The sequence below is a fragment of the Enterobacter sp. ku-bf2 genome, assembly GCF_001742765.1.
Classification (GTDB): Bacteria; Pseudomonadota; Gammaproteobacteria; order Enterobacterales; family Enterobacteriaceae; genus Enterobacter; species Enterobacter quasiroggenkampii.
The window spans coordinates 1,196,149-1,221,394 of record NZ_MDVW01000001.1 but is presented as its reverse complement, the minus strand read 5'-3'; the positions used below and the strand labels follow the sequence as shown (position 1 = coordinate 1,221,394).

The 25,246-nt window shown below is 56.0% G+C and carries 24 protein-coding genes; 10 read left to right on the top strand and 14 right to left on the bottom strand.

Annotated elements, in window-relative coordinates:
- Positions 1-66: 66 nt before the first annotated feature.
- The gene (locus tag BFG58_RS05835; protein ID WP_048222560.1) at positions 67-1,140 is read right to left on the bottom strand and encodes an acyltransferase family protein; all 1,074 of its coding nucleotides are present in this window, start codon (positions 1,138-1,140) and stop codon (positions 67-69) included.
- Between the two features lie 255 nt (positions 1,141-1,395).
- Between BFG58_RS05835 and lolC the strand changes: the two genes are divergently transcribed.
- Genes lolC through cobB form a run of 5 tightly spaced genes read left to right on the top strand, consistent with a single transcriptional unit; the run spans position 1,396 to position 6,334 of the window.
- Entirely contained in the window at positions 1,396-2,595 is a 1,200-nt protein-coding gene (gene lolC / locus BFG58_RS05830; protein WP_069719443.1) for a lipoprotein-releasing ABC transporter permease subunit LolC, read from the top strand.
- Complete coding sequence (lolD, locus tag BFG58_RS05825; protein WP_008500772.1) at positions 2,588-3,289, top strand: lipoprotein-releasing ABC transporter ATP-binding protein LolD; 702 nt, start codon at positions 2,588-2,590, stop codon at positions 3,287-3,289. Before lolC ends, lolD begins: the two co-directional genes overlap by 8 nt.
- Positions 3,289-4,533, top strand: a complete 1,245-nt coding sequence (gene lolE / locus BFG58_RS05820; RefSeq protein ID WP_045352893.1) for a lipoprotein-releasing ABC transporter permease subunit LolE — start codon at positions 3,289-3,291, stop codon at positions 4,531-4,533. Before lolD ends, lolE begins: the two co-directional genes overlap by 1 nt.
- A gap of 53 nt (positions 4,534-4,586) precedes the next feature.
- On the top strand, positions 4,587-5,498 hold the full coding sequence (gene nagK / locus BFG58_RS05815; protein ID WP_069719442.1) for an N-acetylglucosamine kinase: 912 nt from the start codon (positions 4,587-4,589) through the stop codon (positions 5,496-5,498).
- Between the two features lie 14 nt (positions 5,499-5,512).
- Positions 5,513-6,334 carry a Sir2 family NAD+-dependent deacetylase gene (gene cobB, locus BFG58_RS05810; RefSeq protein WP_021240739.1) on the top strand — a complete coding sequence of 274 codons (822 nt, stop codon included), beginning with the start codon at positions 5,513-5,515 and terminating at the stop codon, positions 6,332-6,334.
- Positions 6,335-6,379: 45 nt separating this feature from the next.
- On the opposite strand, the gene BFG58_RS05805 is transcribed toward cobB, so the two are convergent.
- Positions 6,380-8,311 (bottom strand): methyl-accepting chemotaxis protein, encoded by a 1,932-nt coding sequence (locus BFG58_RS05805; protein ID WP_069719441.1) that lies wholly within the window; start codon positions 8,309-8,311, stop codon positions 6,380-6,382.
- 237 nt (positions 8,312-8,548) lie between these two features.
- Here BFG58_RS05805 and BFG58_RS05800 point away from each other — a divergent pair, with 237 nt between their 5' ends.
- Entirely contained in the window at positions 8,549-9,778 is a 1,230-nt protein-coding gene (locus tag BFG58_RS05800; protein WP_069719440.1) for an EAL and HDOD domain-containing protein, read from the top strand.
- Positions 9,779-9,825: 47 nt separating this feature from the next.
- Here the strand turns inward: BFG58_RS05800 and potD are convergent, their stop codons facing one another.
- The 4 genes from potD to potA are packed head-to-tail and all read right to left on the bottom strand — an operon-like array spanning position 9,826 to position 13,628.
- Positions 9,826-10,860: a spermidine/putrescine ABC transporter substrate-binding protein PotD gene (potD, locus tag BFG58_RS05795; RefSeq protein ID WP_069719439.1), complete on the bottom strand. Its 1,035-nt coding sequence runs from the start codon at positions 10,858-10,860 to the stop codon at positions 9,826-9,828.
- On the bottom strand, positions 10,857-11,648 hold the full coding sequence (potC, locus tag BFG58_RS05790; protein ID WP_069719438.1) for a spermidine/putrescine ABC transporter permease PotC: 792 nt from the start codon (positions 11,646-11,648) through the stop codon (positions 10,857-10,859). Before potC ends, potD begins: the two co-directional genes overlap by 4 nt.
- Positions 11,645-12,502: a spermidine/putrescine ABC transporter permease PotB gene (potB, locus tag BFG58_RS05785; protein ID WP_069719437.1), complete on the bottom strand. Its 858-nt coding sequence runs from the start codon at positions 12,500-12,502 to the stop codon at positions 11,645-11,647. The genes potC and potB overlap by 4 nt, the downstream gene beginning before the upstream one ends.
- A complete protein-coding gene (potA, locus tag BFG58_RS05780) occupies positions 12,486-13,628 on the bottom strand; it encodes a spermidine/putrescine ABC transporter ATP-binding protein PotA (RefSeq protein ID WP_175430169.1) in 1,143 nt (380 codons plus the stop codon). The genes potB and potA overlap by 17 nt, the downstream gene beginning before the upstream one ends.
- Positions 13,629-13,865: 237 nt before the next feature.
- On the opposite strand from potA, the gene pepT reads away from it, so the two are divergent.
- Positions 13,866-15,089: a peptidase T gene (gene pepT, locus BFG58_RS05770; RefSeq protein ID WP_044596805.1), complete on the top strand. Its 1,224-nt coding sequence runs from the start codon at positions 13,866-13,868 to the stop codon at positions 15,087-15,089.
- An 88-nt stretch (positions 15,090-15,177) separates the two neighbouring features.
- Here the strand turns inward: pepT and BFG58_RS05765 are convergent, their stop codons facing one another.
- The 8 genes from BFG58_RS05765 to rluE form a co-directional block, all read right to left on the bottom strand.
- Positions 15,178-16,299 carry a cupin domain-containing protein gene (locus BFG58_RS05765; protein WP_021241031.1) on the bottom strand — a complete coding sequence of 374 codons (1,122 nt, stop codon included), beginning with the start codon at positions 16,297-16,299 and terminating at the stop codon, positions 15,178-15,180.
- Positions 16,300-16,390: 91 nt separating this feature from the next.
- A complete protein-coding gene (gene phoQ / locus BFG58_RS05760; RefSeq protein WP_045417076.1) occupies positions 16,391-17,854 on the bottom strand; it encodes a two-component system sensor histidine kinase PhoQ in 1,464 nt (487 codons plus the stop codon).
- The gene (gene phoP, locus BFG58_RS05755) at positions 17,855-18,526 is read right to left on the bottom strand and encodes a two-component system response regulator PhoP (RefSeq protein WP_024908594.1); all 672 of its coding nucleotides are present in this window, start codon (positions 18,524-18,526) and stop codon (positions 17,855-17,857) included.
- A gap of 123 nt (positions 18,527-18,649) precedes the next feature.
- A complete protein-coding gene (gene purB, locus BFG58_RS05750) occupies positions 18,650-20,020 on the bottom strand; it encodes an adenylosuccinate lyase (protein ID WP_045910223.1) in 1,371 nt (456 codons plus the stop codon).
- A gap of 19 nt (positions 20,021-20,039) precedes the next feature.
- Positions 20,040-20,669: a high frequency lysogenization protein HflD gene (gene hflD, locus BFG58_RS05745; protein ID WP_008500756.1), complete on the bottom strand. Its 630-nt coding sequence runs from the start codon at positions 20,667-20,669 to the stop codon at positions 20,040-20,042.
- A 28-nt stretch (positions 20,670-20,697) separates the two neighbouring features.
- The gene (gene mnmA / locus BFG58_RS05740; protein WP_021241033.1) at positions 20,698-21,810 is read right to left on the bottom strand and encodes a tRNA 2-thiouridine(34) synthase MnmA; all 1,113 of its coding nucleotides are present in this window, start codon (positions 21,808-21,810) and stop codon (positions 20,698-20,700) included.
- A gap of 40 nt (positions 21,811-21,850) precedes the next feature.
- Positions 21,851-22,324, bottom strand: coding sequence for an NUDIX hydrolase (locus BFG58_RS05735; RefSeq protein WP_069719435.1), 474 nt, complete (start codon positions 22,322-22,324; stop codon positions 21,851-21,853).
- A 9-nt stretch (positions 22,325-22,333) separates the two neighbouring features.
- Positions 22,334-22,987: a 23S rRNA pseudouridine(2457) synthase RluE gene (rluE, locus tag BFG58_RS05730; protein ID WP_045910226.1), complete on the bottom strand. Its 654-nt coding sequence runs from the start codon at positions 22,985-22,987 to the stop codon at positions 22,334-22,336.
- A gap of 117 nt (positions 22,988-23,104) precedes the next feature.
- On the opposite strand from rluE, the gene icd reads away from it, so the two are divergent.
- The 3 genes from icd (at position 23,105) to BFG58_RS05715 (ending at position 25,100) form a co-directional block, all read left to right on the top strand.
- Positions 23,105-24,355 carry an NADP-dependent isocitrate dehydrogenase gene (icd, locus tag BFG58_RS05725; protein ID WP_008500752.1) on the top strand — a complete coding sequence of 417 codons (1,251 nt, stop codon included), beginning with the start codon at positions 23,105-23,107 and terminating at the stop codon, positions 24,353-24,355.
- A 77-nt stretch (positions 24,356-24,432) separates the two neighbouring features.
- The gene (locus BFG58_RS05720; protein WP_045910227.1) at positions 24,433-24,780 is read left to right on the top strand and encodes a DUF1304 domain-containing protein; all 348 of its coding nucleotides are present in this window, start codon (positions 24,433-24,435) and stop codon (positions 24,778-24,780) included.
- A gap of 74 nt (positions 24,781-24,854) precedes the next feature.
- Positions 24,855-25,100: a DUF2543 family protein gene (locus BFG58_RS05715; RefSeq protein WP_025911748.1), complete on the top strand. Its 246-nt coding sequence runs from the start codon at positions 24,855-24,857 to the stop codon at positions 25,098-25,100.
- Positions 25,101-25,246 lie beyond the last annotated feature (146 nt).

Below are 25,246 nucleotides of genomic sequence, written 5' to 3'. Positions count from 1 at the left end.
TTTACATAAGCAAATCGTAACCGCACGGCGGGATTATACGCCCCCGGAAGGGGGGCGGTGAGGGCATTAACGGGTGGTGGGTGACAGCGTGAGCGGTGAAGGCGGAGAGAAGAAAATGTCCCCAAACAGCGCGGTGGAAATCTTACGCACCCCGAGTCCGGCAAGGGTACAAATCAGCAGGCTGGCAAACGGATAGACAAGAATTAGGGATAGCTCGGCCCAGACCGGCCAGTAAGCGGCATTCATCTCGCCGATCAGGAACAGGCTGAAGGCCTCAATGAGGATGCGGTGAGTGGTATAAATCGCAATGGTATTGGAGCCAATCACGTTCAGCAGGTTGTCAGGGTGAACGGCATAGCGCTGCTCAAAGCTGTAGAACAGCTTCATGATCAGCACAATCGACAGCAATGAGAGCAGCAGCGGAACGTTAGCAAACCACAGCACCACGGAGACGGCGGCGAAAGCGCCGGTTGTCAGCCAGCTGCGGCGCAGGCTGAGGTTTTTCATCCACGTCATCAGCGCTGCGCCATACCACGCCCCGAGGCTGTAGTAGATCATGTTGCGTACCACGCTGTTCATTCCCCACCACGGCAGCGGCAGGAAGTTGATCGCGATGCTTGCCAGCGCCAGCAGCCCCAGCATCGGTAGCTTCCAGCGGCTCAGCAGTTTACACAGCGTGAAGTACACAACCAGGGCATACAGATACCACAGGCTGGTGCTGGCGGTGAGCATGCCTCGCACAAATCCCGGGAGGGAATCGGCATAGGCCGCGTTCGACGAGGTGGCAAGCTCACGATCGGGCGCCAGCCAGGCATTCAGGTGGGTCAGCGCCTGCCATTGCAGAATCCCCCACAGCGCCAGGACCCAGACAATGCTCCAGATTCGCTTGTCGAGACTGGTTCGCCAGTCCACCTCGTCAATATAACGACGGATCAGATAGCCGGAGATAAAGAAAAAGACCGGCATACGGAAGGGGGCGAGGTAGAGATTAAAATAGACCCAGCATTTGGCGAGAAGGCCGGAGAGCGGGTGTTGCAGCCCGATCAGGTGCGGATAAAACGTGATAACCGAATGATAGATAACCACCAGGCAGATACACAGCCCTTTTATCTGGTTAATCCATAATGCTTTTTGCTTCATTGTTCGCAACTACCTTATTGCCATAGACGAACGAACAATTGTTGTTAAACGAAACCGGGCTGTAATGGGTAACAGTCTGTATCAGGAGGTTTTTCGGAAAAGGTGGAGGTTGCGAGGGGCGGTTTCAGACATTAGTACCCTGATTTATCTGAATTTTCGGAAAAATGATTACCAAAGCTTACGGTTTCAGTCATTTACGCTTAACGGATTCGCTTATATACTCGTGGGTCTGCTATCAGCAAACAGACGGACTTCATGTATCAACCTGTCGCACTCTTCATAGGCTTACGCTACATGCGTGGGCGCGCCGCGGACCGCTTCGGTCGCTTTGTCTCCTGGCTTTCGACTATTGGCATTACGCTTGGCGTGATGGCTCTGGTGACGGTGCTTTCCGTCATGAATGGCTTTGAGCGCGAGCTGCAAAACAATATCCTGGGGCTGATGCCGCAGGCCGTTCTCTCATCGACTAACGGTTCGGTTAACCCACAGCAGCTGCCGGAAAGCGCGGCGAAGTTACAGGGCGTCACGCGCGTTGCGCCGTTGACCACCGGTGACGTGGTGCTGCAAAGCGCCCGCAGCGTGGCGGTCGGCGTGATGCTGGGTATCGACCCGGCGCAAAAAGATCCGCTGACGCCGTATCTCGTTAACGTGAAGCAGACCGACCTGGAAGCCGGGAAATACAACGTGATTCTGGGTGAGCAGCTTGCCGGCCAGCTTGGCGTCAACCGTGGCGACCAGCTGCGCGTGATGGTGCCTTCAGCCAGCCAGTTTACGCCGATGGGGCGCCTGCCAAGCCAGCGCCTGTTCAACGTAATTGGTACCTTTGCCGCCAACAGCGAAGTCGATGGCTACCAGATGCTGGTTAACATCCAGGACGCGTCACGCCTGATGCGCTACCCGGCCGGAAATATCACCGGCTGGCGCTTGTGGCTTGACGCGCCGCTGAAGGTGGATACCCTCAGCCAGCAAAAACTTCCGGACGGCACCAAATGGCAGGACTGGCGCGAGCGCAAAGGCGAGCTGTTCCAGGCCGTGCGGATGGAGAAAAACATGATGGGGCTGCTGCTGAGCCTGATCGTCGCCGTGGCGGCATTTAACATCATCACCTCGCTGGGGCTGATGGTGATGGAGAAGCAGGGCGAGGTCGCTATCCTGCAAACCCAGGGGCTGACGCCGCGCCAGATCATGGCCGTGTTTATGGTGCAGGGCGCTAGCGCTGGTATCATCGGTGCGTTGCTCGGTGCCGTGCTGGGGGCACTGCTTGCCAGCCAGCTCAACAACTTAATGCCGATTATCGGCGCGCTGCTCGACGGCGCAGCGCTGCCGGTGGCTATCGAGCCGCTGCAGGTGATCGGTATTGCGCTGGCCGCGATGGCCATTGCGCTGCTTTCAACGCTTTATCCTTCCTGGCGCGCCGCCGCCACTCAACCCGCTGAGGCTTTACGTTATGAATAAGATCCTGTTGCAATGCGACAACCTGTCCAAACGCTATCAGGAAGGCACTGTGCAAACCGACGTGCTGCACAATGTGAGCTTTAGCGTGGGCGAAGGCGAGATGATGGCGATTGTCGGCAGCTCCGGCTCCGGTAAAAGTACCTTATTACATTTGCTGGGCGGGCTGGATACCCCAACCAACGGCGACGTGATTTTCTCCGGCCAGCCGATGAGCAAAATGTCCTCGGCGGCGAAGGCCGAGCTGCGCAACCGCGAGCTGGGCTTTATCTACCAGTTCCACCACCTGCTGCCGGATTTCACGGCGCTGGAAAACGTGGCGATGCCGCTGCTGATTGGCAAAAAGAAACCCGCAGAAATTAACGCCCGCGCCAGCGACATGCTGAAAGCGGTAGGGCTGGGCCATCGCGGTAACCACCGTCCGTCGGAGCTGTCCGGCGGCGAACGCCAGCGCGTGGCGATTGCCCGTGCGCTGGTCAACAACCCGCGTCTGGTGCTGGCGGATGAGCCCACCGGTAACCTGGACGCCCGCAATGCGGACAGTATTTTCCAGCTGCTGGGCGAGCTGAACGCCTCACAGGGTACCGCGTTTCTGGTGGTGACCCACGATCTGCAGCTGGCAAAACGCATGGGGCGCCAGCTTGAGATGCGCGACGGTCATCTGAACGCGGAACTGACCCTGATGGGAGCAGAGTAATGGCGTCACCGTTATCGTTACTCATCGGTTTACGTTTTAGCCGCGGCCGCCGCCGCGGCGGCATGGTGTCGCTGATCTCCGTCATCTCGACCATCGGTATTGCGCTGGGTGTGGCGGTGTTGATCGTCGGCCTGAGCGCCATGAACGGTTTTGAGCGCGAGCTGAATAACCGCATTCTGGCGGTGGTGCCGCACGGGGAGATCGAACCGGTTAACCAGCCGTGGACGAACTGGAGCGATGCGCTCACCAAAGTTGAAAAAGTGCCGGGCATCGCCGCGGCCGCGCCCTACATTAACTTTACCGGGCTGGTGGAGAGCGGGGTAAACCTGCGCGCCATTCAGGTGAAAGGGGTGAACCCGGCGCAGGAAGCGCGTCTCAGCGCGCTGCCGAACTATGTGCAGAACGGCGCGTGGGCCAACTTCAGGGCGGGCGAGCAGCAGATCATCATGGGTAAAGGCGTTGCTGATGCCCTGAAGGTGAAGCAGGGCGACTGGGTGTCAATCATGATCCCCAACGCCAGCGCCGATCACAAACTGCAGCAGCCAAAACGCGTGCGCCTGCACGTTACCGGTATTCTTCAGCTGAGCGGCCAGCTTGACCACAGCTTTGCGATGGTGCCGATGGAGGATGCGCGCCAGTATCTCGACATGGGCGACAGCGTGACGGGCATAGCGATTAAGGTGAACGACGTCTTTAACGCCAACAAACTGGTGCGCGACGCGGGCAGCGTGACCAATAACTATGTCTACATCAAAAGCTGGATCGGCACTTACGGGTATATGTACCGTGATATCCAGATGATCCGCGCCATTATGTATCTGGCGATGGTGCTGGTGATTGGCGTCGCGTGCTTTAATATCGTCTCGACGCTGGTCATGGCGGTCAAGGACAAGAGCGGCGACATCGCCGTGCTGCGTACCCTCGGAGCTAAAGACGGTCTTATTCGCGCCATCTTCGTCTGGTACGGTTTGCTGGCGGGTCTGTTCGGTAGCCTGTGCGGCGTGGTGATTGGCGTGGTGGTTTCCCTGCAGCTGACGCCGATTATCAACGGGATTGAAAAGCTTATTGGTCACCAGTTCCTGTCGGGTGATATCTATTTTATTGACTTCCTGCCGTCTGAACTGCACTGGCTGGATGTTTTTTATGTGCTGCTTACAGCACTTTTACTGAGTCTGCTGGCAAGCTGGTATCCGGCGCGTCGCGCAAGCCGAATTGATCCGGCGAGGGTATTAAGTGGCCAGTAATTACGTCATGATCTAGCGGCTTTCGGGTCGCCAGATCGAAAGAGGAATGCGTTATGTATTATGGATTTGATATTGGCGGCACCAAGATTGCGCTCGGCGTGTTTGATAAAGACCTCAAACTGCAGTGGGAAACCCGCGTTCCCACGCCGCGCGACAGCTACGACGAATTTTTAAACGCCATTGCCGCGCTGGTGGCGCAGGCCGATGAACGCTTTGGCGTGAAAGGCAGCGTCGGCATTGGTATTCCGGGCATGCCGGAAACCGACGACGGTACGCTTTACGCGGCCAACGTGCCTGCCGCCAGCGGTAAACCGCTGCGCGCCGATCTCTCTGCTCTCCTTGAACGCGACGTGCGTTTAGATAACGATGCCAACTGCTTCGCGCTCTCTGAAGCCTGGGATGATGAATTCCGTCGCTACCCGCTGGTGATGGGGCTGATCCTCGGTACCGGCGTCGGCGGCGGAATCGTCATCAACGGTAAGCCCATCACCGGCCGCAGCTACATCACCGGCGAGTTTGGTCATATTCGCCTGCCGGTGGATGCCCTCGAGGTGGTGGGACGTGATTTTCCGCTAACCCGCTGCGGCTGTGGCCAGCACGGCTGTATTGAGAACTACCTTTCCGGCCGCGGGTTTGCATGGCTTTACGAACACTTCTATCATCAGAAACTTGAGGCCCCTCAAATCATTACCCTGTGGGAGCAAGGGGATGCGCATGCGCGTGAGCACGTCGAGCGCTATCTGGATCTGCTGGCGGTATGTCTGGGCAATATTCTCACTATCGTCGACCCGGATCTGCTGGTGATCGGGGGAGGGCTCTCAAACTTTACCGCGATTACGGAACGGTTGTCCGGGCGTTTGCCCCGACACTTATTGCCGGTTGCCCGCGTGCCGCGTATTGAACGCGCGCGACACGGGGACGCAGGAGGCATGCGCGGAGCCGCATTCCTTCATCTCACCGATTAGTTTACGAGGTTACTATGCTGTCGCGTCGCCAGGGTCGACTCAGCCGTTTTCGCAAAAACAAACGCCGCTTGCGTGAGCGTCTGCGCCAGCGGATCTTTTTCAGAGACAGAATGATGCCAGAAGCGATGGATAAACCCAGAGTGGTGGTGCTGACCGGGGCGGGGATCTCCGCCGAGTCAGGAATTCGAACCTTCCGCGCGGCGGACGGGTTGTGGGAAGAGCACCGCGTGGAGGATGTCGCCACGCCGGAAGGCTTTGCCCGCGACCCGGATCTCGTGCAGGCGTTTTATAACGCTCGCCGCCGTCAGCTTCAGCAGCCTGACGTCGCGCCGAATGCCGCGCATCTGGCGCTGGCGAAGCTGGAAGAGGCGCTGGGCGATCGTTTTCTGCTGGTAACGCAGAATATCGACAACCTTCACGAGCGGGCCGGTAACAAGAATATCATCCATATGCACGGCGAGCTGCTCAAGGTTCGCTGCGCCTGGAGCGGTCAGGTGCTGGACTGGAAAGAGGACGTGCTGCCGGAGGATAAGTGCCACTGCTGCCAGTTCCCGTCGCGCCTGCGTCCGCACGTGGTCTGGTTCGGCGAAATGCCGCTGGGAATGGATGAGATCTACAGCGCGCTGGCGATGGCCGACGTGTTTATCGCCATCGGCACATCCGGTCATGTTTATCCGGCGGCGGGGTTTGTCCACGAAGCGCGACTGCACGGCGCGCATACCGTTGAACTCAATCTTGAGCCAAGCCAGGTGGGCAGCGAGTTTGAAGAGAAACACTACGGCCTTGCAAGCACGGTTGTTCCGGAATTTGTCGACAAGCTGCTGAAAGGGCTGTAACGCGAATCGCGTGAAAAGGCACCGGCTGGACGGGTGCCTTTTTATTTAAGAATGAAAGAACGCCAGCGTCTTCTCCAGCGATTTAGCCTGCTCGTCCAGCGAGAGCGCCGCCGCTGAGATCTGCTGAACCAGTGAAGCGTTCTGCTGGGTGGTGCTGTCCATCTGGTTTACGGCGGTACTGACCTGGCTAATCCCCCGATTCTGCTCGTCCAGCGCCTGAACAATGTCATTGATGACCAGATGAACGTGCGACACCGCCTCAATCACCTGTTTCATCATTACGCCGGTCTCATTGACCAGCTCAACGCCTTTGCTGACGCGGCCTGAGGACTCGGCAATCAGTTGAGAGATTTCTTTGGCCGCGTTAGCGCTTCGCTGGGCAAGATTGCGCACTTCACCTGCGACAACTGCGAAACCGCGTCCCTGTTCGCCTGCGCGCGCCGCTTCAACGGCCGCATTCAGCGCCAGAATATTGGTCTGGAAGGCGATGCCGTCGACGATGCTGTTAATCTCACCGATCTTACGTGCGCTCTCGTCAATCTCCCCGATCACCATGACCACGTCGTTTACCAGCGTTTCGCCATGCCCGGCGAGGCTCGCGGCGCGATCGGTCAGCGTGGTGGCCTTGTGGGCGTTGTCGGCGTTATTCTTCACCGTGACCGAAATCTCTTCCATGCTGGCAGCCGTTTCAACAATCGCCGCCGCCTGTTCTTCGGTACGCGAGGCGAGGTCAAGGTTGCCCGCCGAAATTTCGCTGGTCCCGCCGTGCACCGAATGGCTGGCTTCGCTGATGTTGCCGACGATGCGCTTGAGCTGCGTCTGCATGGTGTGCAGGGCATAAAAAATGCTGTGGGTATCCCCGGAACGCACCGGGATGGTGTTGTTCAGATCTCCCCGGGCGACGGCCAGGGCAATACCAGCGGCCTCGGAAGCTTCTCCCCCCACCGGACGGTCAACCTTGCGGGTAAAGATCTGGGCCATCACCAGGCTGACCGCAACGATGCTTAACACCATCAGGACGATGGCTTTCAGTAAAAATGCGCGCGCTTCGGCCATCACTTCGCTGACCGGGGTGATAATAGCCAGTTTCCACGGCGTCTGGCTGTTGCCGACGGCGATGTCCTGCCAGGTGATAAACACCTCTTCCTTCAGCAGCGGATCGTTTACCCGGGTGACATCATGACCGGCAATCTGACCCGCGTAAGGCTTGCCTGCAGCCCGTTTGTCCGGGCTGGACACCACGTTATTGCCCGCAGACAGGAGGAGGGCGTAGCCTGTGCCGTTCCACGGTTTAATTGCGCCGATCGTGGACTGCAGCGTGGCGAGCGAGAAGTCAGAGGTGACCGAGCCCAGAAACTGACCGTCACGCATGATGGGGGCGGCAATCGAGGTGAGCATCACGTCCACGCCGTTGTAGGGGTAAATATAGGGTTCGATGATCACATCTTTATGCCGCTGTTTCGGCAGCAGATAATAATCACCGCTGCCGGGCGTTTCGATGTCCGTCAGCAGGTGCAACGCCGGTTTGCCGGTGGCATCGCGGTCGACGTAGCGGGCGTAGCGCCCGGCAGGATCTTCACCGCTCTGACCGGCAAAGGCGGTATCTTTATCGTCAAACGCGTTGGGCTCAAAGGCCATCGACATGGAGAGAAACGACGGGTGAGCCGAGAGGTAGTGGATGAGCAACTGGTTAAGGCTCTGGCGATCGGATACGCCCGCCTCGCGCAGCGCCAGGGCACTGTTGCCCATATCCCGGGCGGCAGTCAGGGCGGAATCCAGCTGTTTGCTGACCTGTAAAGCCTGTACCTCGGCTATCTGGCGGATATGTTTTTTGGCCAGCACCTCTTGCTGCGCCATCCACTGCCACATCATAAACCCGATCGTTGCCGTAAAGCCCACCGTCACGGTGAGGAAAATGGACAATAGCATCAACGTCTTGACTCTTATTTTTTGTTTTCGGACCATGGCGTCTTTCATTCTCATCTCCCGTAATGTCGTGCATGTCGGGCAGGCACACAGTACTTATCGGATATTTCGTTCTCTTTCTGTAGAGCGCCGGATATATTTAATTTAAATTCCAGAATATTAAATCCCGTTAATTAGTGTGGATGCTTTTATTTTGTGCATTCAATCAAAATAGCGCTCGATAATGCTCGTTATCATCGTGTAGAAAGAGGATGCTAATAAATATTAAGTGGTAGAGGAGGATGGGATATGTACGGATTTATCGCGCGACAACCCATTTTTAACCCAGAGATGAATACCGTGGCCTATGAGCTGCTTTTCAGAGACGGGATGACAAATCGTTTTCCGGATGTGTCGGCGGAATATGCTACGTCCAGAATGATATCCGATCAGTTTTTATGTGTGCCGTCCCAGCGCATCGCCGGGGCACATACGTCGTTTATTAATTTCCCTTCAAGGATGGTCATTGACCGCAGTGGCGAAGCGCTTGATAAAGAGAGCGTGGTGATTGAGATCCTTGAAGATGCTGTGCCGGGGGCCGAACTGCTGCAGGCCGTCAGGGAGATGAATGCGCATGGCTACCAGTTTGCGCTTGATGATTTCACCCTTGCGCCAGAATGGGATGCTTTTTTACCCTATATTTCGATCCTGAAATTCGACGTCAGAAATTATACTTTAGCGCAAATTAAAGCGTATCTGAAAGCACGTCAACATCTGACCGGTCATATTAAATATCTCGCTGAAAAAGTTGAGACTAAAGAGGAATTCAACCAATACAGGGACGAGGGGTTCTCGCTGTTTCAGGGCTATTTTTTCTGCCGCCCGGAGGTCATTAAATATAAACGGCTGTCGCAAAATCAGCTGGCGATTTTCCGGCTGCAAATGGAGGTCGGACGCAATAAACCTGATTTTCGAATCATCGAGTCGTTGATAAAAACGGATCTGACGCTCTCTTATAAAATCATGCGCTATATGAAGCATACGGCGTTTAAACATGTCGGCGCCTGTAATTTCAGCAAGTTAACCCTGAGCGAGGTGCTCAGGTATCTTGGCGAAAATCAGCTCCGACGGTTTGTTGCCGTCGTGGTCCTCGCCAGTGCGGGTAATGACACCGTCAGCGAGCTTTACCCGCTAAGCATGATGCGCGGCAAGTTCTGCGAACTGATTGCAGAGACGATGAAAGACCCGATTCTGGCTGAAAATGCGTTCATGTGCGGCCTGTTTTCTTTGCTCGATACCCTTCTTGAGCTGCCGATGGCCGAGTTGATGAAGCAAATTGCGGTACCGCAGAGCGTGAGCAACGCGCTGTGCCATCAGGAGGGACAGTTAGCCGACATGATCAACCTCTGTCGTTATTATGAACAGCAGCGCTGGGACGAGGCAACCCGGGTTCGTCAGACGCTGGGTCTGTCTGATGAGGAGGTGGTGGAGGCGATGCGAAAGGCGACGATCTGGGCAGGAGAGAATGCGGTCAGTTAATTCCCCCTCACGCCGCGCAGGCGGCGTGAGGAAGAACGCGATACCGGTTAGCGGCCCGCTTTTAACTTCTGGTAATACTCTTCGTAGAGGCGGCTGGCGTCGCCGACATCGTTCTGCCATTCACCTTTGCTGATGGTTTCGGCGTCCGGGTAGAGCGACTTATCGTTAGCGACGTCAGGCTTCAGCAGCTTGCGTGCGGCCAGGTTGGGCGTCGGGTAGCCAATCGTCTCGGCAACCTGTTTCGCCACGTCAGGGCGCAGCAGGAAGTCAATCAGCTTATGCGCCCCGTCCACGTTTTTCGCGTTGGCCGGGATTGAAAGACTGTCCATCCAGAAAATCCCGCCCTCTTTTGGCCAGACAACCTCAAGCGGCGTACCGGCCTGGCGGGCGACATACGCGGAACCGTTCCACACCATCCCCAGGTTCACTTCGCCTTCCATATACGGGTTTGCCGGGTTATCGGAGTTGAATGCCGCCACGTTAGGCATCAGCTTTTTCAGCTCGGTATACGCCGCTTCAATCTCTTTTGGATCCGTCGTATTGCCCGAGTAGCCCAGCTTGCGCAGCGCGACCTGGAACACTTCTCGCGCGTCGTCGGTCAACAACAGGCTGCCTTTGTACTCCGGTTTCCACAGGTCGGCCCAGCTTGTCACCGATTTCGAATCGACGGCCTCGCTGTTAACGCCAATCGCGGTTGCCCCCCAGATATACGGAATGGAGTAGTCGTTATTCGGGTCAAACGGCTTGTTGAGCATCTCCGGATCGAGGTTTGAAAAATGGGTTAGCTTCGTTTTATCGATCTTCTGGATCATGCCCTCTTTGCGCATTTTGTCGACAAAGTAGGTGGAAGGAACCACCAGATCGTATGCGCCGTCTTTGTAGGTTTTGAGCTTGGCATACATGGTTTCATTCGACTCGTAGGTCGAGTAGATCACCTTGATGCCCGTCTCTTTGGTGAACTGTTCCAGCAGCCCCGGCGGCACATATTCGGTCCAGTTGTAGAAGTAGAGCGTTTTGCTGTCATCAGCGTGCGCGGCACCCATGCCAAGCACCAGCGCGGCAGCGGCGAGCATTTTTTTCATTTCATTGTCCCCTGAGATTTTGTTTTATCACGAGCAATAACCTGGCTGGCGATCACCAGAACCAGCGAAAACACCAGCAGAATGGTCGCCAGCGCGTTCACCTCAGGTGAAACGCCGACTTTCACCATCGAATAGATTTTCAACGGCAGAATTTCATAGCTCGGCCCGGTCACGAAAGAGGAGACCACCACGTCATCCATCGACAGGGTAAAGCTCAGCAGCCATCCGGCCGCCACGGCGGGCATCGCCAGCGGCAGGATGATTTTGCGCAGGATGGTCAACTCGCTGGCGCCCAGATCTTTCGCCGCCTCCAGCATGCGCACGTCGAACCCTTTCAGGCGCGCAAAGACGGTCACCACCACAAACGGCAGGCAGAAGGTGATATGGGAAAACAGCAGCGACCAGAAGCCAAGCTGAACGCCCAGCAGCATAAACAGCACCAGCAGCGAAATCGCCATCACGATGTCCGGCGACATCATCACCACAAACAGCATGCCGCTGACGAACGGCTTACCGCGAAAGCGATAGCGATAGAGCGCCACGGCGGTCAGGGAGCCAATCAGCGTGGCGAAGGTGGCGGAGAAGAGCGCCATCGTCAGCGAGTGCTGAGCGGCCTGCAGCAGGCTGTCATTGTTCATCAGCAGTCTGTACCAGTCGGTGGTAAAGCCCTGCCAGTTAATCCCAAAGCGCGAGCTGTTAAACGAGTTCACGATCAAAATAATGATCGGGATATACAGGTAAGCGTAAATGGCGGTCATAAAACCGCCGCGAAGCAGTCGACCGATCATTCGAGTTCCACCTTCTTATTCAGCAGCCGTGAGGCGCGCCAGTAGACCAGCAGCATCAGACCCATCACCACCGTCAGCGTGATGCTGGTGGCGGACCCGAACGGCCAGTCGCGGATGTTGAGGAACTGGCTCTTGATCACATTCCCAATCAGCAGGTTTTTCGCCCCGCCCATCAGGTCAGAAACGTAGAACAAGCCCATCGCCGGGAGCATCACCAGCAGACAGCCCGCGATAATGCCGGGCATGGTCAGCGGGATAATAATGCGGATAAAGGTCTGGAACCTGTTGGCACCCAGATCTTTTGCCGCTTCCAGCAGCGGTTTATCCAGCTTCTCAATGCTGGAGTAGAGCGGCATCACCATAAACGGCAGCAGGATATAGACCAGACCGATAATCACCGCGCTCGGGGTGAACATGATGCGGATCGGCGTATCGATCACTCCCAGCCACAGCAGAAATTCATTGAGGTAGCCTTTGGTGCTGAGGAAGATTTTCAGCCCGTAAATGCGAATCAGCGAGTTGGTCCAGAACGGCACAATCAGTAAAAACAGCAGCAGGGGCCGCACCTTTTGCGGCAGGCCCGCGAGGAACCACGCGAAGGGATATCCCAGCACCAGACAGGCAATCGTGGCAATCAGCGCCATATTCAGTGAGTGCAGCAGCACGTCAAAATAGAGCGGATCGAGCAGGCGCGTGTAGTTGTCCAGCGTAAAGACCAGCGAAACGAAATGGGTATCGTCGCGGGTCAGGAAGCTGGTGGCGATAATCATCAGGTTGGGGAGAAAGACAAACAACACAAGCCAACCGACGATCGTGGCAATCACCACATTCTGGAACTTACTTGTGTTCTTCATCAGCCAGTACAACCTCCCAGCTTTCTACCCAGTTGATAACCATTTTCTGGTCGAGAGAGTGGTCGAAGTCAGGGTCGTCCTCGTTAAAGAACTCGCTGACCATCACCATTTTGCCGTTCTCCAGCTCGACGACAGACTCCAGCGTCATCCCTTTGTAGTTGCGCTCGCGGATATAGCCGATTAACCCTTCGGCCTTGGCATTGCCGTGGATTTCATCGACGCGCAGATCTTCCGGGCGCAGCAGAACGTTGAGCTTTTGTCCCTTTTCGACGGGGAAATTCACCGTGATGGCGCACTCCCGTCCTTCGACGCGGGCCCGGACGCGCTGGTCGTCCAGACGTTCGATCACCGTGGCGTCGAAGATATTGATTTCACCAATGAAGCTGGCGACAAACAGGTTCTTTGGCTCTTCGTAGATTTCACGCGGCGTGCCGTCCTGCTCGATTTTACCGTCACGCATCACCACGATGCGGTCGGACATGGTCAGGGCCTCTTCCTGGTCGTGGGTGACGAAGACAAAGGTAATGCCGAGCTTGCGCTGCAGAGCCTTGAGCTCGTTCTGCATCTGCTTGCGCAGCTTGTAATCCAGCGCGGAGAGGGATTCATCCAGCAGGAGCAGACGCGGCTTGTTGACCACGGCGCGGGCGATGGCCACGCGCTGCTGCTGGCCGCCGGAAAGCTGATGCGGTTTTCGCTGGGCAAACGTCTCGAGCTGCACCATGCGCAGGGCTTCGGTGACGCGCGGTTCGATCTCACTCGCCGGAGTTTTTTGCATCCGCAGGCCAAACGCCACGTTTTCAAACACGGTCATGTGCGGGAAGAGGGCATAACTCTGAAAGACAGTGTTGACGTGGCGGTCTTCGGCGGGAACCTGGGTGATGTCCTGGTTTTCAAGATGGATATGGCCGTTATCGACGCTTTCCAGCCCGGCGATAAGGCGCAGTACGGTTGTTTTGCCGCAGCCGGAGGGGCCAAGCAGCGTCAGAAACTCACCGTCATTGATGGTGAGAGTGAGGTCGGAAATGACGTCCTTGCCATCAAAACTTTTACGAATTCGTTCCAGTTTCACCAGCGGTGAACGGGTTTGTGTATTCAATTTTTGCGCTGTCCCATATAGACGCCTCAGGCAGCAGACTGAAGCGGGGTTTGTGTGTAACCACCTTGGTGACTCGTAATGAGGGCGGACATTCTACGGCAATCCCCTGCAATCGCCAATCCTTGTCACTGATTCATAAGCTACATTTACTAACGCATAACGATATAAACGGAAAATATTCTCGTTTGCGGGATAAAAGTGACCTGACGCAATATTTGCGTTTTGATGCTTATTGATAATGTTGTCACAAAAAGTGAGGGTGACTGCATGGATAAATTACTTGAGCGTTTTTTACAGTACGTTTCGCTGGATACCCAATCTAAACCGGGTGTTCGCCAGGTGCCGAGCACCGAAGGCCAGTGGAAGTTATTAAACCTGCTTAAAGAGCAGCTTGACGCCATGGGGCTGGTCAACGTCACGTTAAGCGAGAAAGGCACTGTGATGGGAACGCTGCCGGCGAATGTCCCGGGTGACATTCCGGCGATTGGCTTTATCTCCCATGTCGACACCTCTCCGGATTTTAGCGGTAAACATGTGAACCCGCAGATTGTTGAAAACTACCGCGGCGGCGACATTGCGCTGGGCATAGGCGACGAAGTGCTCTCGCCCGTCATGTTCCCGGTGCTGCACCAGCTGCTGGGCCAGACGCTGATCACCACCGACGGAAAAACGCTACTGGGGGCGGATGATAAAGCGGGGATCGCGGAGATCATGACGGCGCTGGCGGTGTTGAAGGGCAAAGATATCCCGCACGGCGATATCCGCGTGGCCTTTACGCCGGATGAAGAGGTCGGCAAGGGCGCGAAGCACTTCGACGTGGACGCCTTTAACGCGCAGTGGGCCTATACCGTTGACGGTGGCGGCGTCGGTGAGCTGGAGTATGAAAACTTCAACGCTGCCTCGGTGACGATCAAAATTGTCGGCAACAACGTTCACCCCGGTTCGGCGAAAGGCGTCATGGTGAACGCGCTGTCGCTGGCGTCGCGAATTCATGCGGAAGTCCCGGCGGAAGAGAGCCCCGAACAGACCGAAGGGTATGAAGGGTTCTATCACCTGACCAGCATCAAAGGCACCGTGGACAGCGCGCAGATGCACTACATCATCCGCGATTTCGACCGTAAAGCCTTTGAGGCGCGCAAGCGTAAGATGATGGAGATCGCCAAGAAGGTGGGCAAGGGCCTGCATCCTGACTGCTATATCGAGCTCATCATCGAAGACAGCTATTACAATATGCGCGAGAAGGTGATGGCGCATCCGCATATTCTCGATATCGCCCAGCAGGCGATGCGCGACTGCGATATTGAACCGCAACTGAAGCCGATTCGCGGCGGCACCGACGGTTCTCAGCTGTCATTCATGGGGCTACCGTGCCCGAACCTGTTTACCGGTGGCTATAACTACCATGGCAAACATGAGTTTGTGACGCTGGAAGGAATGGAAAAGGCGGTGCAGGTGATTGTGCGGATCGCGGAGTTGACCGCTAAACGCTAAAAAAACGCCCGGTGGCGCTACGCTTACCGGACCTACGATCCGAATGTAGGCCGGGTAAGCGAAGCCGCCACCCGGCAAATATCACGACTCAGTCCTCAAAGAACCAGTACCCGCTGTTGACCAGTGCGGCCAGCATCGCGAGGAAAGACGGGTCTTCCAGCGCATCGCCAAAGGTATCGGCAGTCAGCACCAGATGGCTGGCAATCGCTTCCAGCGCCGGACGGTGTGGAGAGTCCAGCTTCTCGCCATTGACGAACACGTCCTCACCAATGCGCAGCACGCGTAGCCCGCCCAGACGCGTCAGCTTGTCGCCCTGCTGAAGCGCATCATAAATCTCGTCAGCCTGATAAGGCGGCTCCGGTGGTGCAACGTCCAGCTCGTGGCGGGACTGGCTGATAAACTCGCCAAACCACTGTTTGAAGTGCTCCGGCTCGTTAATCAGATCCAGCATCATGCCGCGCAGCTTATCCAGCTCTGCGGGCAGGATATCGGCCGGATGCTCGCGTGCAGGCACATCAGGGTCGCTGTAACGATAGCTGCCCAGCTCGCGCTGCAGAACATAGTCGGCAAATCCGCTGATCATCTCGCGGCCGCTTGGCGCGCGGAACCCGACGGAGTAGTTGAGGGAATTCTCCAGGGAGTAACCTTCGTGAGGGAATCCCGGTGGAATGTAGAGAATGTCACCCGGCTCCAGCTCTTCGTCGATAATCCCGTCAAACGGGTCAACCTGAAGCAGGTCCGGATGCGGGCAGTGCTGCTTCATGGGGACTTTTTCGCCCACGCGCCAGCGGCGGCGGCCCGTACCCTGAATAATAAACACGTCGTACTGGTCCAGATGCGGACCGACGCCACCGCCAGGAACGGAGAAGGAGATCATCAGATCGTCCATGCGCCAGTCGGGCAGGGCGCGGAACGGACGCATTAAGGCGGCCGTTGGCTCGTGCCAGTGGTTGACCGCCTGCACCAGCAGCGACCAGTTGTTTTCACCGAGGTGATCGTAGCTTTCGAAAGGACCGTGGCTAACCTGCCATTTCCCGTCCTGGTGGCTGACCAGACGGCTGTCGACTTCGTTTTCCATGGCCAGACCGGCCAGCTCGTCAGGCGAGATGGGGTCGACAAAATTGCTGAACCCACGTTTCAGAACGACCGGGCGTTTTTGCCAGTAACGTTCAATAAACTCGGGCCAGTTAAGCGTTAAGTGATAATCCATATTTTTTTATTCCGCAGGCTCTTACTGACTCGGATTATAACGGAAGCTCAGCCCCCCGGCTGCGAGATCCTCGCATTTTTCACATAACGGGTTAACTATCGTTCGATGTAGGCTGCTGGCGACCAAAAATGACCTCCATTCGCGCGCCGCCCAGCAAACTTTCACTGGTTTCGATTTTCCCGTCGTACTGATCGACAATCTCACGCGCGACGGCTAATCCAACGCCCTGGCCAGGACGTAGCGTATCGGCGCGTTGACCCCGATCGAACACCACATCACGTTTATTGCGCGGGATCCCCGGGCCATCATCCTCAACGATGATATGCAGTTCGTTATCCGTCTGCCGCGCCGACACTTCCACGAACTCCAGACAGTATTTGCAGGCGTTATCCAGCAGGTTACCCATCACTTCCATGAAGTCATTTTTTTCACCCACAAAGCTTATCTCTGGCGAGATATCAAGGCTGATGTTCACCCCTTTACGCTGATACACCTTGTTGAGGGCAGACGTGAGGTTATCCAGAAGCGGGGCGACCGGATGCAGCTCGCGGCTCAGCAGCGCGCTGCCGGAACGCATGCTGGCGCGGTGGAGGTAATAGCCAATTTGCTGGGAAATACGGCTGATCTGCTCCAGCATCACCGGCTCGGCATCGTCAACGCTCAGCTTCGAGCTGCGCATGGAACGCAGGGTGCTTTGCATGACTGCGAGCGGGGTTTTCAGGCTGTGGGTCAGGTCGGTAAGTGTCGTGCGGTATTTATCATAGCGTTCGCGTTCACTTTTCAGCAGGCGGTTGAGGTTTCGCACCAGGCTGGTGAGCTCGCGGGTGGTTTCCGGATTAAGCTTTTCGCGATGATGTTCTTCCAGCTCGCGAACCTCTTTCGCCAGTGATTCAATGGGGCGCAAGCTCCACCACGCCGCCACCCACAGCAGCGGGATCACCAGCAGCAGATTTGCCGCCAGAACGTAGATGAACCAGCTCCAGACCATATAAGAACGCTTCAGCTCGACCGGAATGGTGTCGATCACCACGATGGTCAACTGCGGCATGTTTAGCGTCGCCGGATAGAGGTTAATCGCGACGGAGTGCGTCATCTCTGTTTCGGCATCGTCGGCGCGGATCTCGTTTAGCTTTTGCTGCAGGGAGCGATCTTCACGGATCAGCGAGCTGGTGGTGTTGAGATCGGCTTCAATTTCATGAAACCCGTTGGTTTTGAGCCAGTCCGGACGAATGCTTTTGACCAGCCACGGAATGTCCCGCTGTGCCCACAGTAGCTTCCCCTTTTCGTCATAAATCAGGGCCAGCGTGGGGCTCTGCTGATTGAGGTTTTCCGGCATTTCGACGGTGATTTTATTGTCTTCCCACTTCGCCAGGGTATAAAACAGATTGCTTTCGCCACGCAGCAGGCGAAAGGTGGTTTTATCGAAGCTGACGCTGTAGCCCACCAGGGCGACCATGCCGTAGGAGAGCGACAGCACCAGCACGACGGCTGCCGTTGCCAGTAAAAAGCGCACCCGCAGCGAGAGGGGCAAAATATGGCGCAAGATCCGTCTCATTTAGCGTAATTCGAACAGGTAGCCCTGGCCACGGACGGTGGTAATCACATCCTGTGGATATTGCGCCTGAATTTTCTTACGTAAACGTCCCATCAGCACGTCAATGGTATGGCTCTCACGCAGTTCAGCATCAGGATAGAGCTGGAGCATCAAGGAGTCTTTGCTCACGACCTTGCCGTTGTTGCGGATCAGCGTCTCCATGATGGTGTATTCGAAAGCGGTGAGCTTGATCACTTCATCATTGATGGATAATTCCCGGCGGGAGAGATCAACCTGGAAAGGCGGGATGGAGATAACCTGAGACGCCAGCCCGCTGTTGCGACGAAGCAGCGCCTGCATGCGGGCCGCCACCTCTTCAATATGGAACGGCTTGGTGACGTAATCATCTGCACCCGCGCTCAGCACTTCAACCTTGTCCTGCCAGCCTTCACGGGCGGTCAGCACCAAAACCGGCAGAGAAACATCGTGGCTGCGCCAGCGACGAATCAATGACAGACCGTCTTCATCAGGCAACCCTAAATCGACAATGGCGATATCCGGCAGGTGTTCATTGAGATAATAATCGGCTTCTTTTGCATCTTCAGCATCGTCCACCTGATGTCCCATCTCCTGAAGCTGAACCTTCAGGTGATGACGTAGCAATGCGTTATCCTCAACAACCAGTACGCGCATCATCTTTTCTCCCAGAATAAATAGTATGAATAGTTTAACGCTGATTATGTTGCTGTGGGGATAAACATTGAGTAAACCGGGGAAAAGCAACCCCCTTTCCGGGCGGAAAGGGGGGAGAGGAGATTACTTCAGCTCGTCAACCATGGTGATGGCGCGGCCAATGTAGTTCGCCGGAGTCATCGCCTTCAGGCGGGTTTTCTCTTCTTCCGGCAGCGCCAGGCCGTCGATAAACTGCTTCATACCTTCGGCGTCAACGCGTTTGCCGCGGGTCAGCTCTTTCAGTTTTTCGTACGGCTTTTCGATGCCATAACGACGCATCACGGTCTGAATCGGCTCCGCCAGCACTTCCCAGTTGTGATCCAGTTCATCCAGCAGACGATCGCGGTTCACTTCCAGCTTGCTCACGCCTTTCAGGGTGGACTGGTACGCAATCAGCGCGTAGCCGATGCCCACGCCCAGGTTACGCAGCACGGTGGAGTCGGTCAGGTCGCGCTGCCAGCGGGATACCGGCAGTTTGCTTGCCATATGCTGCAGCACGGCATTCGCCAGCCCCAGGTTGCCTTCGGAGTTTTCGAAGTCGATCGGGTTCACTTTGTGCGGCATGGTGGAAGAGCCGATTTCGCCCGCGATGGTTTTCTGTTTGAAGTGGTTCAGGGCGATGTAGCCCCACACGTCACGATCGAAGTCGATCAGGATGGTGTTGAAGCGCGCGATGCAGTCAAACAGTTCGGCGATATAGTCGTGCGGCTCAATCTGGGTGGTGTACGGGTTCCACTGAATGCCCAGAGAGGTCACGAACTCTTCGCTGAACTGGTGCCAGTCCACTTCCGGGTACGCGGCGATGTGGGCGTTATAGTTACCGACCGCGCCGTTGATTTTGCCCAGAATTTCAACCTGTTCCAGCTGACGATACTGGCGCTCCATACGGTACGCGACGTTCGCCATCTCTTTACCCATCGTGGATGGGGTGGCTGGCTGGCCGTGGGTACGGGAGAGCAGCGGAATGTCGCGGTATTCCACGGACAGTGCTTTCACCGCGTCGATGATTTTACGCCAGTAAGGCAGCACCACCTCTTTGCGCGCGGTAGAGAGCATCAGGGCGTGCGACAGGTTGTTGATGTCTTCAGACGTACAGGCGAAGTGGATGAACTCAGACACGGCGTGCAGCGCAGGAACGCTTTCCACTTTCTCCTTCAGGAAGTACTCGACCGCCTTCACGTCGTGGTTGGTGGTGCGCTCAATGGTTTTAATGCGCGCAGCATCTTCTTCATTGAAGTCGGCAACGATTTTATCAAGGTAATCGTTTGCCTTTTCATCAAAAGCAGGAACTTCCTTGATTGCTGCCTGGGCGGCCAGCTTTTGCAGCCAGCGTACTTCAACCTGAACACGGAACTTCAGCAAACCATATTCGCTGAAGATCCCGCGCAGCGCGCTGACTTTATCGCCGTAGCGTCCATCGACAGGGGATACGGCGGTCAGTGAGGATAATTCCATAATTCGCAACTCCGGGAGGTTAACAATGAGCAAGAATTTGTTTTGCCTGAGTGGTCAGGCGATTACGAGAAAACATTAGCTGCAGGCGGCCACCGCCAACCTGGTGCCACAGCACGGCAGCGCGGATCCCAGCCAGCAGGGACGCGCGCACTTTTGCCTGTACCTGCGGACTTTGCAGCACGGCAGGGGAGCCGGTGACCTGTATACGCGGTCCCAGCGGGCTGATGACGTCAACATAAATGCCGGCCATGGCGCTCAGCAGTGTGTCGGACTGCAGGTCAAAATGATCGAGCTGACGCTGTAGCCCGGCAATGCGATCGCCCAGGGTATTAAGCGCGCCTTTTGCTGCGCTCAGCTTACGCTCCAGCACCATCAGGCTCAACGTGTAGCGGGTCAGCTCTGCGTTTAACCCCTGACGGCTGCTGGCGTTAAGCACGCCAAGCAGGGTTTCAAGACCGAGACGAAGATTGGTTTCACTGCCACCGAACACGCCCAGGGTTGAACCGGGGTTGAGGTCGATAACGCTGTTGAGTGAAACGTGCAGGGCGTCAGCGTCGCAATGACCCTGATGCGCCAGCTGTTGCACCAGACGGGCTGACTGGCAAATTCCCGCCAGCGCCAGGGTGATGTCATAGTAGTTCTTCGCCACACGGTCTCCTTTATGTGTGCAATCGCTGTTAAACAGCGGGCAGCGGCAGGCGCTGTTCAATGATCCCGCCGCCCAGGCAGATTTCGCCGCTGTAGAAGACAGCAGACTGGCCCGGGGTGACGGCGGCGACCGGCTCGTCGAAGCGCACGTCAATGCGATCGTCATCGAGCGCGGTAACGGTGCAAGGAATATCGGTCTGCCGGTAGCGTGTTTTCACCGTGCAGCGCAGCGTGCCTTTCAGCGGCTCACGATCGACCCAGTGCAGCTGTTGCGCAATCAGGCCAACGGACATCAGACGCGGATGGTCGTGACCCTGAGCAACAACCAGAATATTGTTTTCGACATCTTTGTCGACCACGTACCACGGATCTTCGCTACCTTCTTTCGTCCCGCCGATACCCAGGCCTTTACGCTGGCCTAAGGTGTGGTACATCAGCCCCTGATGCTGGCCAATCTCTTCCCCGTCGACGGTGACAATTTTACCCGGCTGTGCGGGCAGGTAACGTCCGAGGAAATCGCGGAATTTGCGCTCGCCGATGAAGCAGATGCCGGTAGAGTCTTTTTTCTTCGCGGTGATCAGGTCCAGCTCTTCGGCGATTTTACGCACCTGCGGCTTTTCCAGCTCGCCGACAGGGAACAGGCTCTGGGCGATTTGCTCGTGGCTCAGCGTATAGAGGAAATAGCTTTGATCTTTATTGCCGTCCAGACCGCGCAGCAGCTGGCTTTTGCCATTCACGTCTGCGCGACGCACGTAGTGACCGGTCGCGATGTAGTCTGCGCCCAGATCTTCCGCAGCGAATTCGAGGAAGGCTTTAAATTTGATCTCTTTGTTGCACAGAATATCCGGGTTCGGCGTGCGGCCTGCTTTGTACTCTTCAAGGAACAGTTCAAACACGTTGTCCCAGTATTCTGCGGCAAAGTTAACGGTGTGCAGTTCAATGCCGAGCTTATCGCATACGGCCTGCGCATCGGCGAGATCCGCAGCGGCAGTGCAGTATTCCTCGCCATCATCTTCCTCCCAGTTCTTCATGAACAGGCCCTCCACCTTATAGCCCTGTTGCTGTAACAGGTAGGCGGAAACGGAGGAATCGACACCGCCGGACATGCCGACGATCACTTTTTTCTGGCTATTATCTGACATGGAATACTCACGACATTGAACTTCAAGGCGGCGTATTCTATCACGCCCCCCCACCATTGGCACCCTCTGTAAACGGCCAGTTAAAAGCGCCGATGACATCCAGCGGCAGGCGTGCGCCTGACTGCCAGCAGCGAATGCTTTCCGCAACCAGCGGCGAGCGCAGGTTTCGCGCGTTCAGGATCTCGTTGGCGGTGACCCACAGACAGCGGTCGATATCGTCATCCTGCGGCTCAGTGGCGCACGTTTCGCTAAGCTCAACGGCAAATAAAAAACGCAGGAAGGGGGTGCTGTCGGGTGCAATCCACTGGTGCATACGGATGAAGTGCTGGGGTTCAGCGTGAATGCCGGTCTCTTCCCACAGCTCGCGTTTTGCGGCCTGAAGAAGGGTCTCATTGGCTTCAAGATGTCCGGCTGGCTGGTTCCACAGCGCTTTGCCGTTAATGCTCTCTTCGACAACCAGGAATTTACCCCGGGCGTGGACCACGCAGGCAACCGTGACATGAGGTTTAAACATAGTGACTCCTTAAAAGGTAACGTCTCGCCATTCACCGTTTGCCAGCGTTTCCAGGGTGTAGTTACCCATAGCGTAGCGAATCAGACGCAGGGTAGGGAAGCCGACGTGCGCGGTCATCCGCCGAACCTGACGGTTGCGGCCTTCATAAAGGGTGATTTTGAGCCAGCTGGTCGGAATGGATTTGCGTTCGCGGATCGGCGGATTGCGCGGCCACAGCCACTCCGGTTCATTCACGCGTTCAATACCTGCCGGCAGGGTGGGACCGTCGTTCAGCGTGACGCCTTTGCGTAATTTATCCAGCGTTTCTTCGTCCGGCTCGCCTTCGACCTGGACGAAGTAAATTTTGCCGGTGCGTTTTCCCGGCTGCGTGAGCTTCGCCTGCAGCGCGCCGTCGTTGGTCAAGACCAGCAGGCCTTCGCTGTCCCGGTCCAGACGCCCGGCCGCGTAGACCCCCTGAACAGGGATGTAGTCCTTTAGCGTGCTGCGTCCGGCTTCGTCGGTGAACTGCGGCAAAACATCGTAGGGTTTATTGAACAGAATCACCCGCTTTGGCTGGGTTTCTTGCGGTCGTCTGGCGGCTTGTCGCGAGCTGAATCGCTCAACCCGGTGTTTTGTAAAAGAAGTTTTCTTCATGGTATTTTCAGGCGTTATCAATTGCCGCATTATAGCCTAATAACGAAGACCTTTCATGGCGTCGGACAATCAGGTACTATCGAAGGGCTCATTACAATTTATTAACATAAGATCAGTAACAACCAGAAGCGCTCGAAGGAGAGGTTAATGGAAAGCAAAGTAGTTGTTCCGGCGGAAGGTAAAAAGATCACCCTGCAAAACGGCAAGATTAACGTTCCTCACAATCCGATTATTCCGTTCATCGAAGGCGACGGTATCGGTGTAGACGTTACCCCGGCAATGCTGAAAGTGGTTGATGCCGCTGTTGAGAAAGCCTACAAAGGCGAGCGTAAAATTTCCTGGATGGAAATTTACACCGGTGAGAAATCGACGCAAGTTTATGGCCAGGACGTCTGGCTGCCAGCAGAAACGCTGGACCTGATCCGCGACTACCGCGTTGCTATTAAAGGCCCCCTGACCACCCCAGTCGGCGGCGGTATCCGTTCTCTGAACGTGGCTCTGCGTCAGGAGCTGGACCTGTACGTGTGTCTGCGTCCGGTTCGTTACTATCAGGGCACCCCAAGCCCGGTGAAGCACCCGGAACTGACCGACATGGTTATCTTCCGCGAAAACTCAGAAGACATCTACGCGGGTATCGAATGGAAAGCGGACTCTGCTGACGCAGAAAAAGTGATTAAATTCCTGCGCGAAGAGATGGGCGTGAAGAAAATTCGCTTCCCTGAGCATTGCGGTATCGGCATTAAGCCGTGCTCCGAAGAAGGGACTAAGCGTCTGGTGCGCGCGGCCATCGAATATGCGATCACCAACGACCGTGACTCTGTGACCCTGGTTCACAAAGGCAACATCATGAAGTTCACCGAAGGCGCGTTCAAAGACTGGGGCTACCAGTTGGCGAAAGAAGAGTTCGGCGGTGAGCTGATCGACGGCGGCCCATGGCAGAAGATCAAGAACCCGAACACCGGCAAAGAGATCATCATTAAAGATGTGATCGCCGATGCGTTCCTGCAGCAGATCCTGCTGCGTCCTGCAGAATACGACGTGATTGCCTGTATGAACCTGAACGGTGACTACATCTCTGACGCCCTGGCTGCACAGGTTGGCGGTATCGGTATCGCCCCTGGCGCGAACATCGGTGACGAGTGCGCCCTGTTCGAAGCGACCCACGGTACGGCACCAAAATACGCAGGTCAGGACAAAGTGAACCCAGGCTCTATCATCCTGTCCGCAGAGATGATGCTGCGCCATATGGAATGGTTCGAAGCCGCAGACCTGATCGTTAAAGGTATGGAAGGCGCGATCAACGCGAAAACCGTAACTTACGATTTCGAACGTCTGATGGAAGGCGCTAAGCTGTTGAAATGTTCAGAGTTTGGCGACGCGATTATCGCGAACATGTAATCCAGATTCTGGGTTAAACAAGAGCGGGGGCCTGAGGGTTCCCGTTTTTTTTGCCTCTGCCTGCAGGAGACAACACGATGTTAGCCACTGTCCTTATCGCTGTCGTTGCACTCATCCATCTCTACATTCTTGTGCTTGAAATGTTCCTGTGGAATACCAAAACAGGGCACAAGGCTTTTAATCTGCGTCCTGATTTTGCGCGCGACACCCGCGTGCTGGCCGCGAATCAGGGGCTCTACAACGGTTTTCTGGCAGCCGGTCTGCTCTGGAGCCTCTGGCTCGGCGAAAAGGGGATTCAGGTAGCCATCTTCTTCCTGAGCTGTGTACTGATCGCCGGACTTTTTGGCGCAGCCACCGCCAGCCGTAAAATTTTGTATGTGCAGGCCATACCCGCGCTTGCAGCGCTGCTTGCGTTACTCCTCTGAAGCAATGCTTTGGTTGAGATAACGCCTCCGATATACTCGTGACGTTACCTTTATTGACCTGAGACGAGACTGTTATGCACAACGACATCCCACTGAAATATTATGACATTGCCGACGAGTACGCGACGGAAGCCGCAGAGCAAGTCGCGGAGTCAGAGCGCGACGCGCTGGCACACTATTTCCAGCTGCTGCTCACCCGCTTAGCGAATAATGAGGAGATCAGCGAGGAAGCCCAGCAGGAGATGGCCACTGAAGCCGGGATCCGTGCGGGTCGCATTGATGATGTTGCGAACTTCCTCAATCAGTGGGGAAATGAATAGCCTGCCTTAGAAACCGTTATGCTGATGCTTTGCGATACAGCTCAGCATCACGCTATCGGACCACATGCATTTTTTCCGCAGAATAGGCGAAGCGGGTTTATCGATAAACAGCGCGAAAATAACGATCAGAAAGAACAGTACCACTG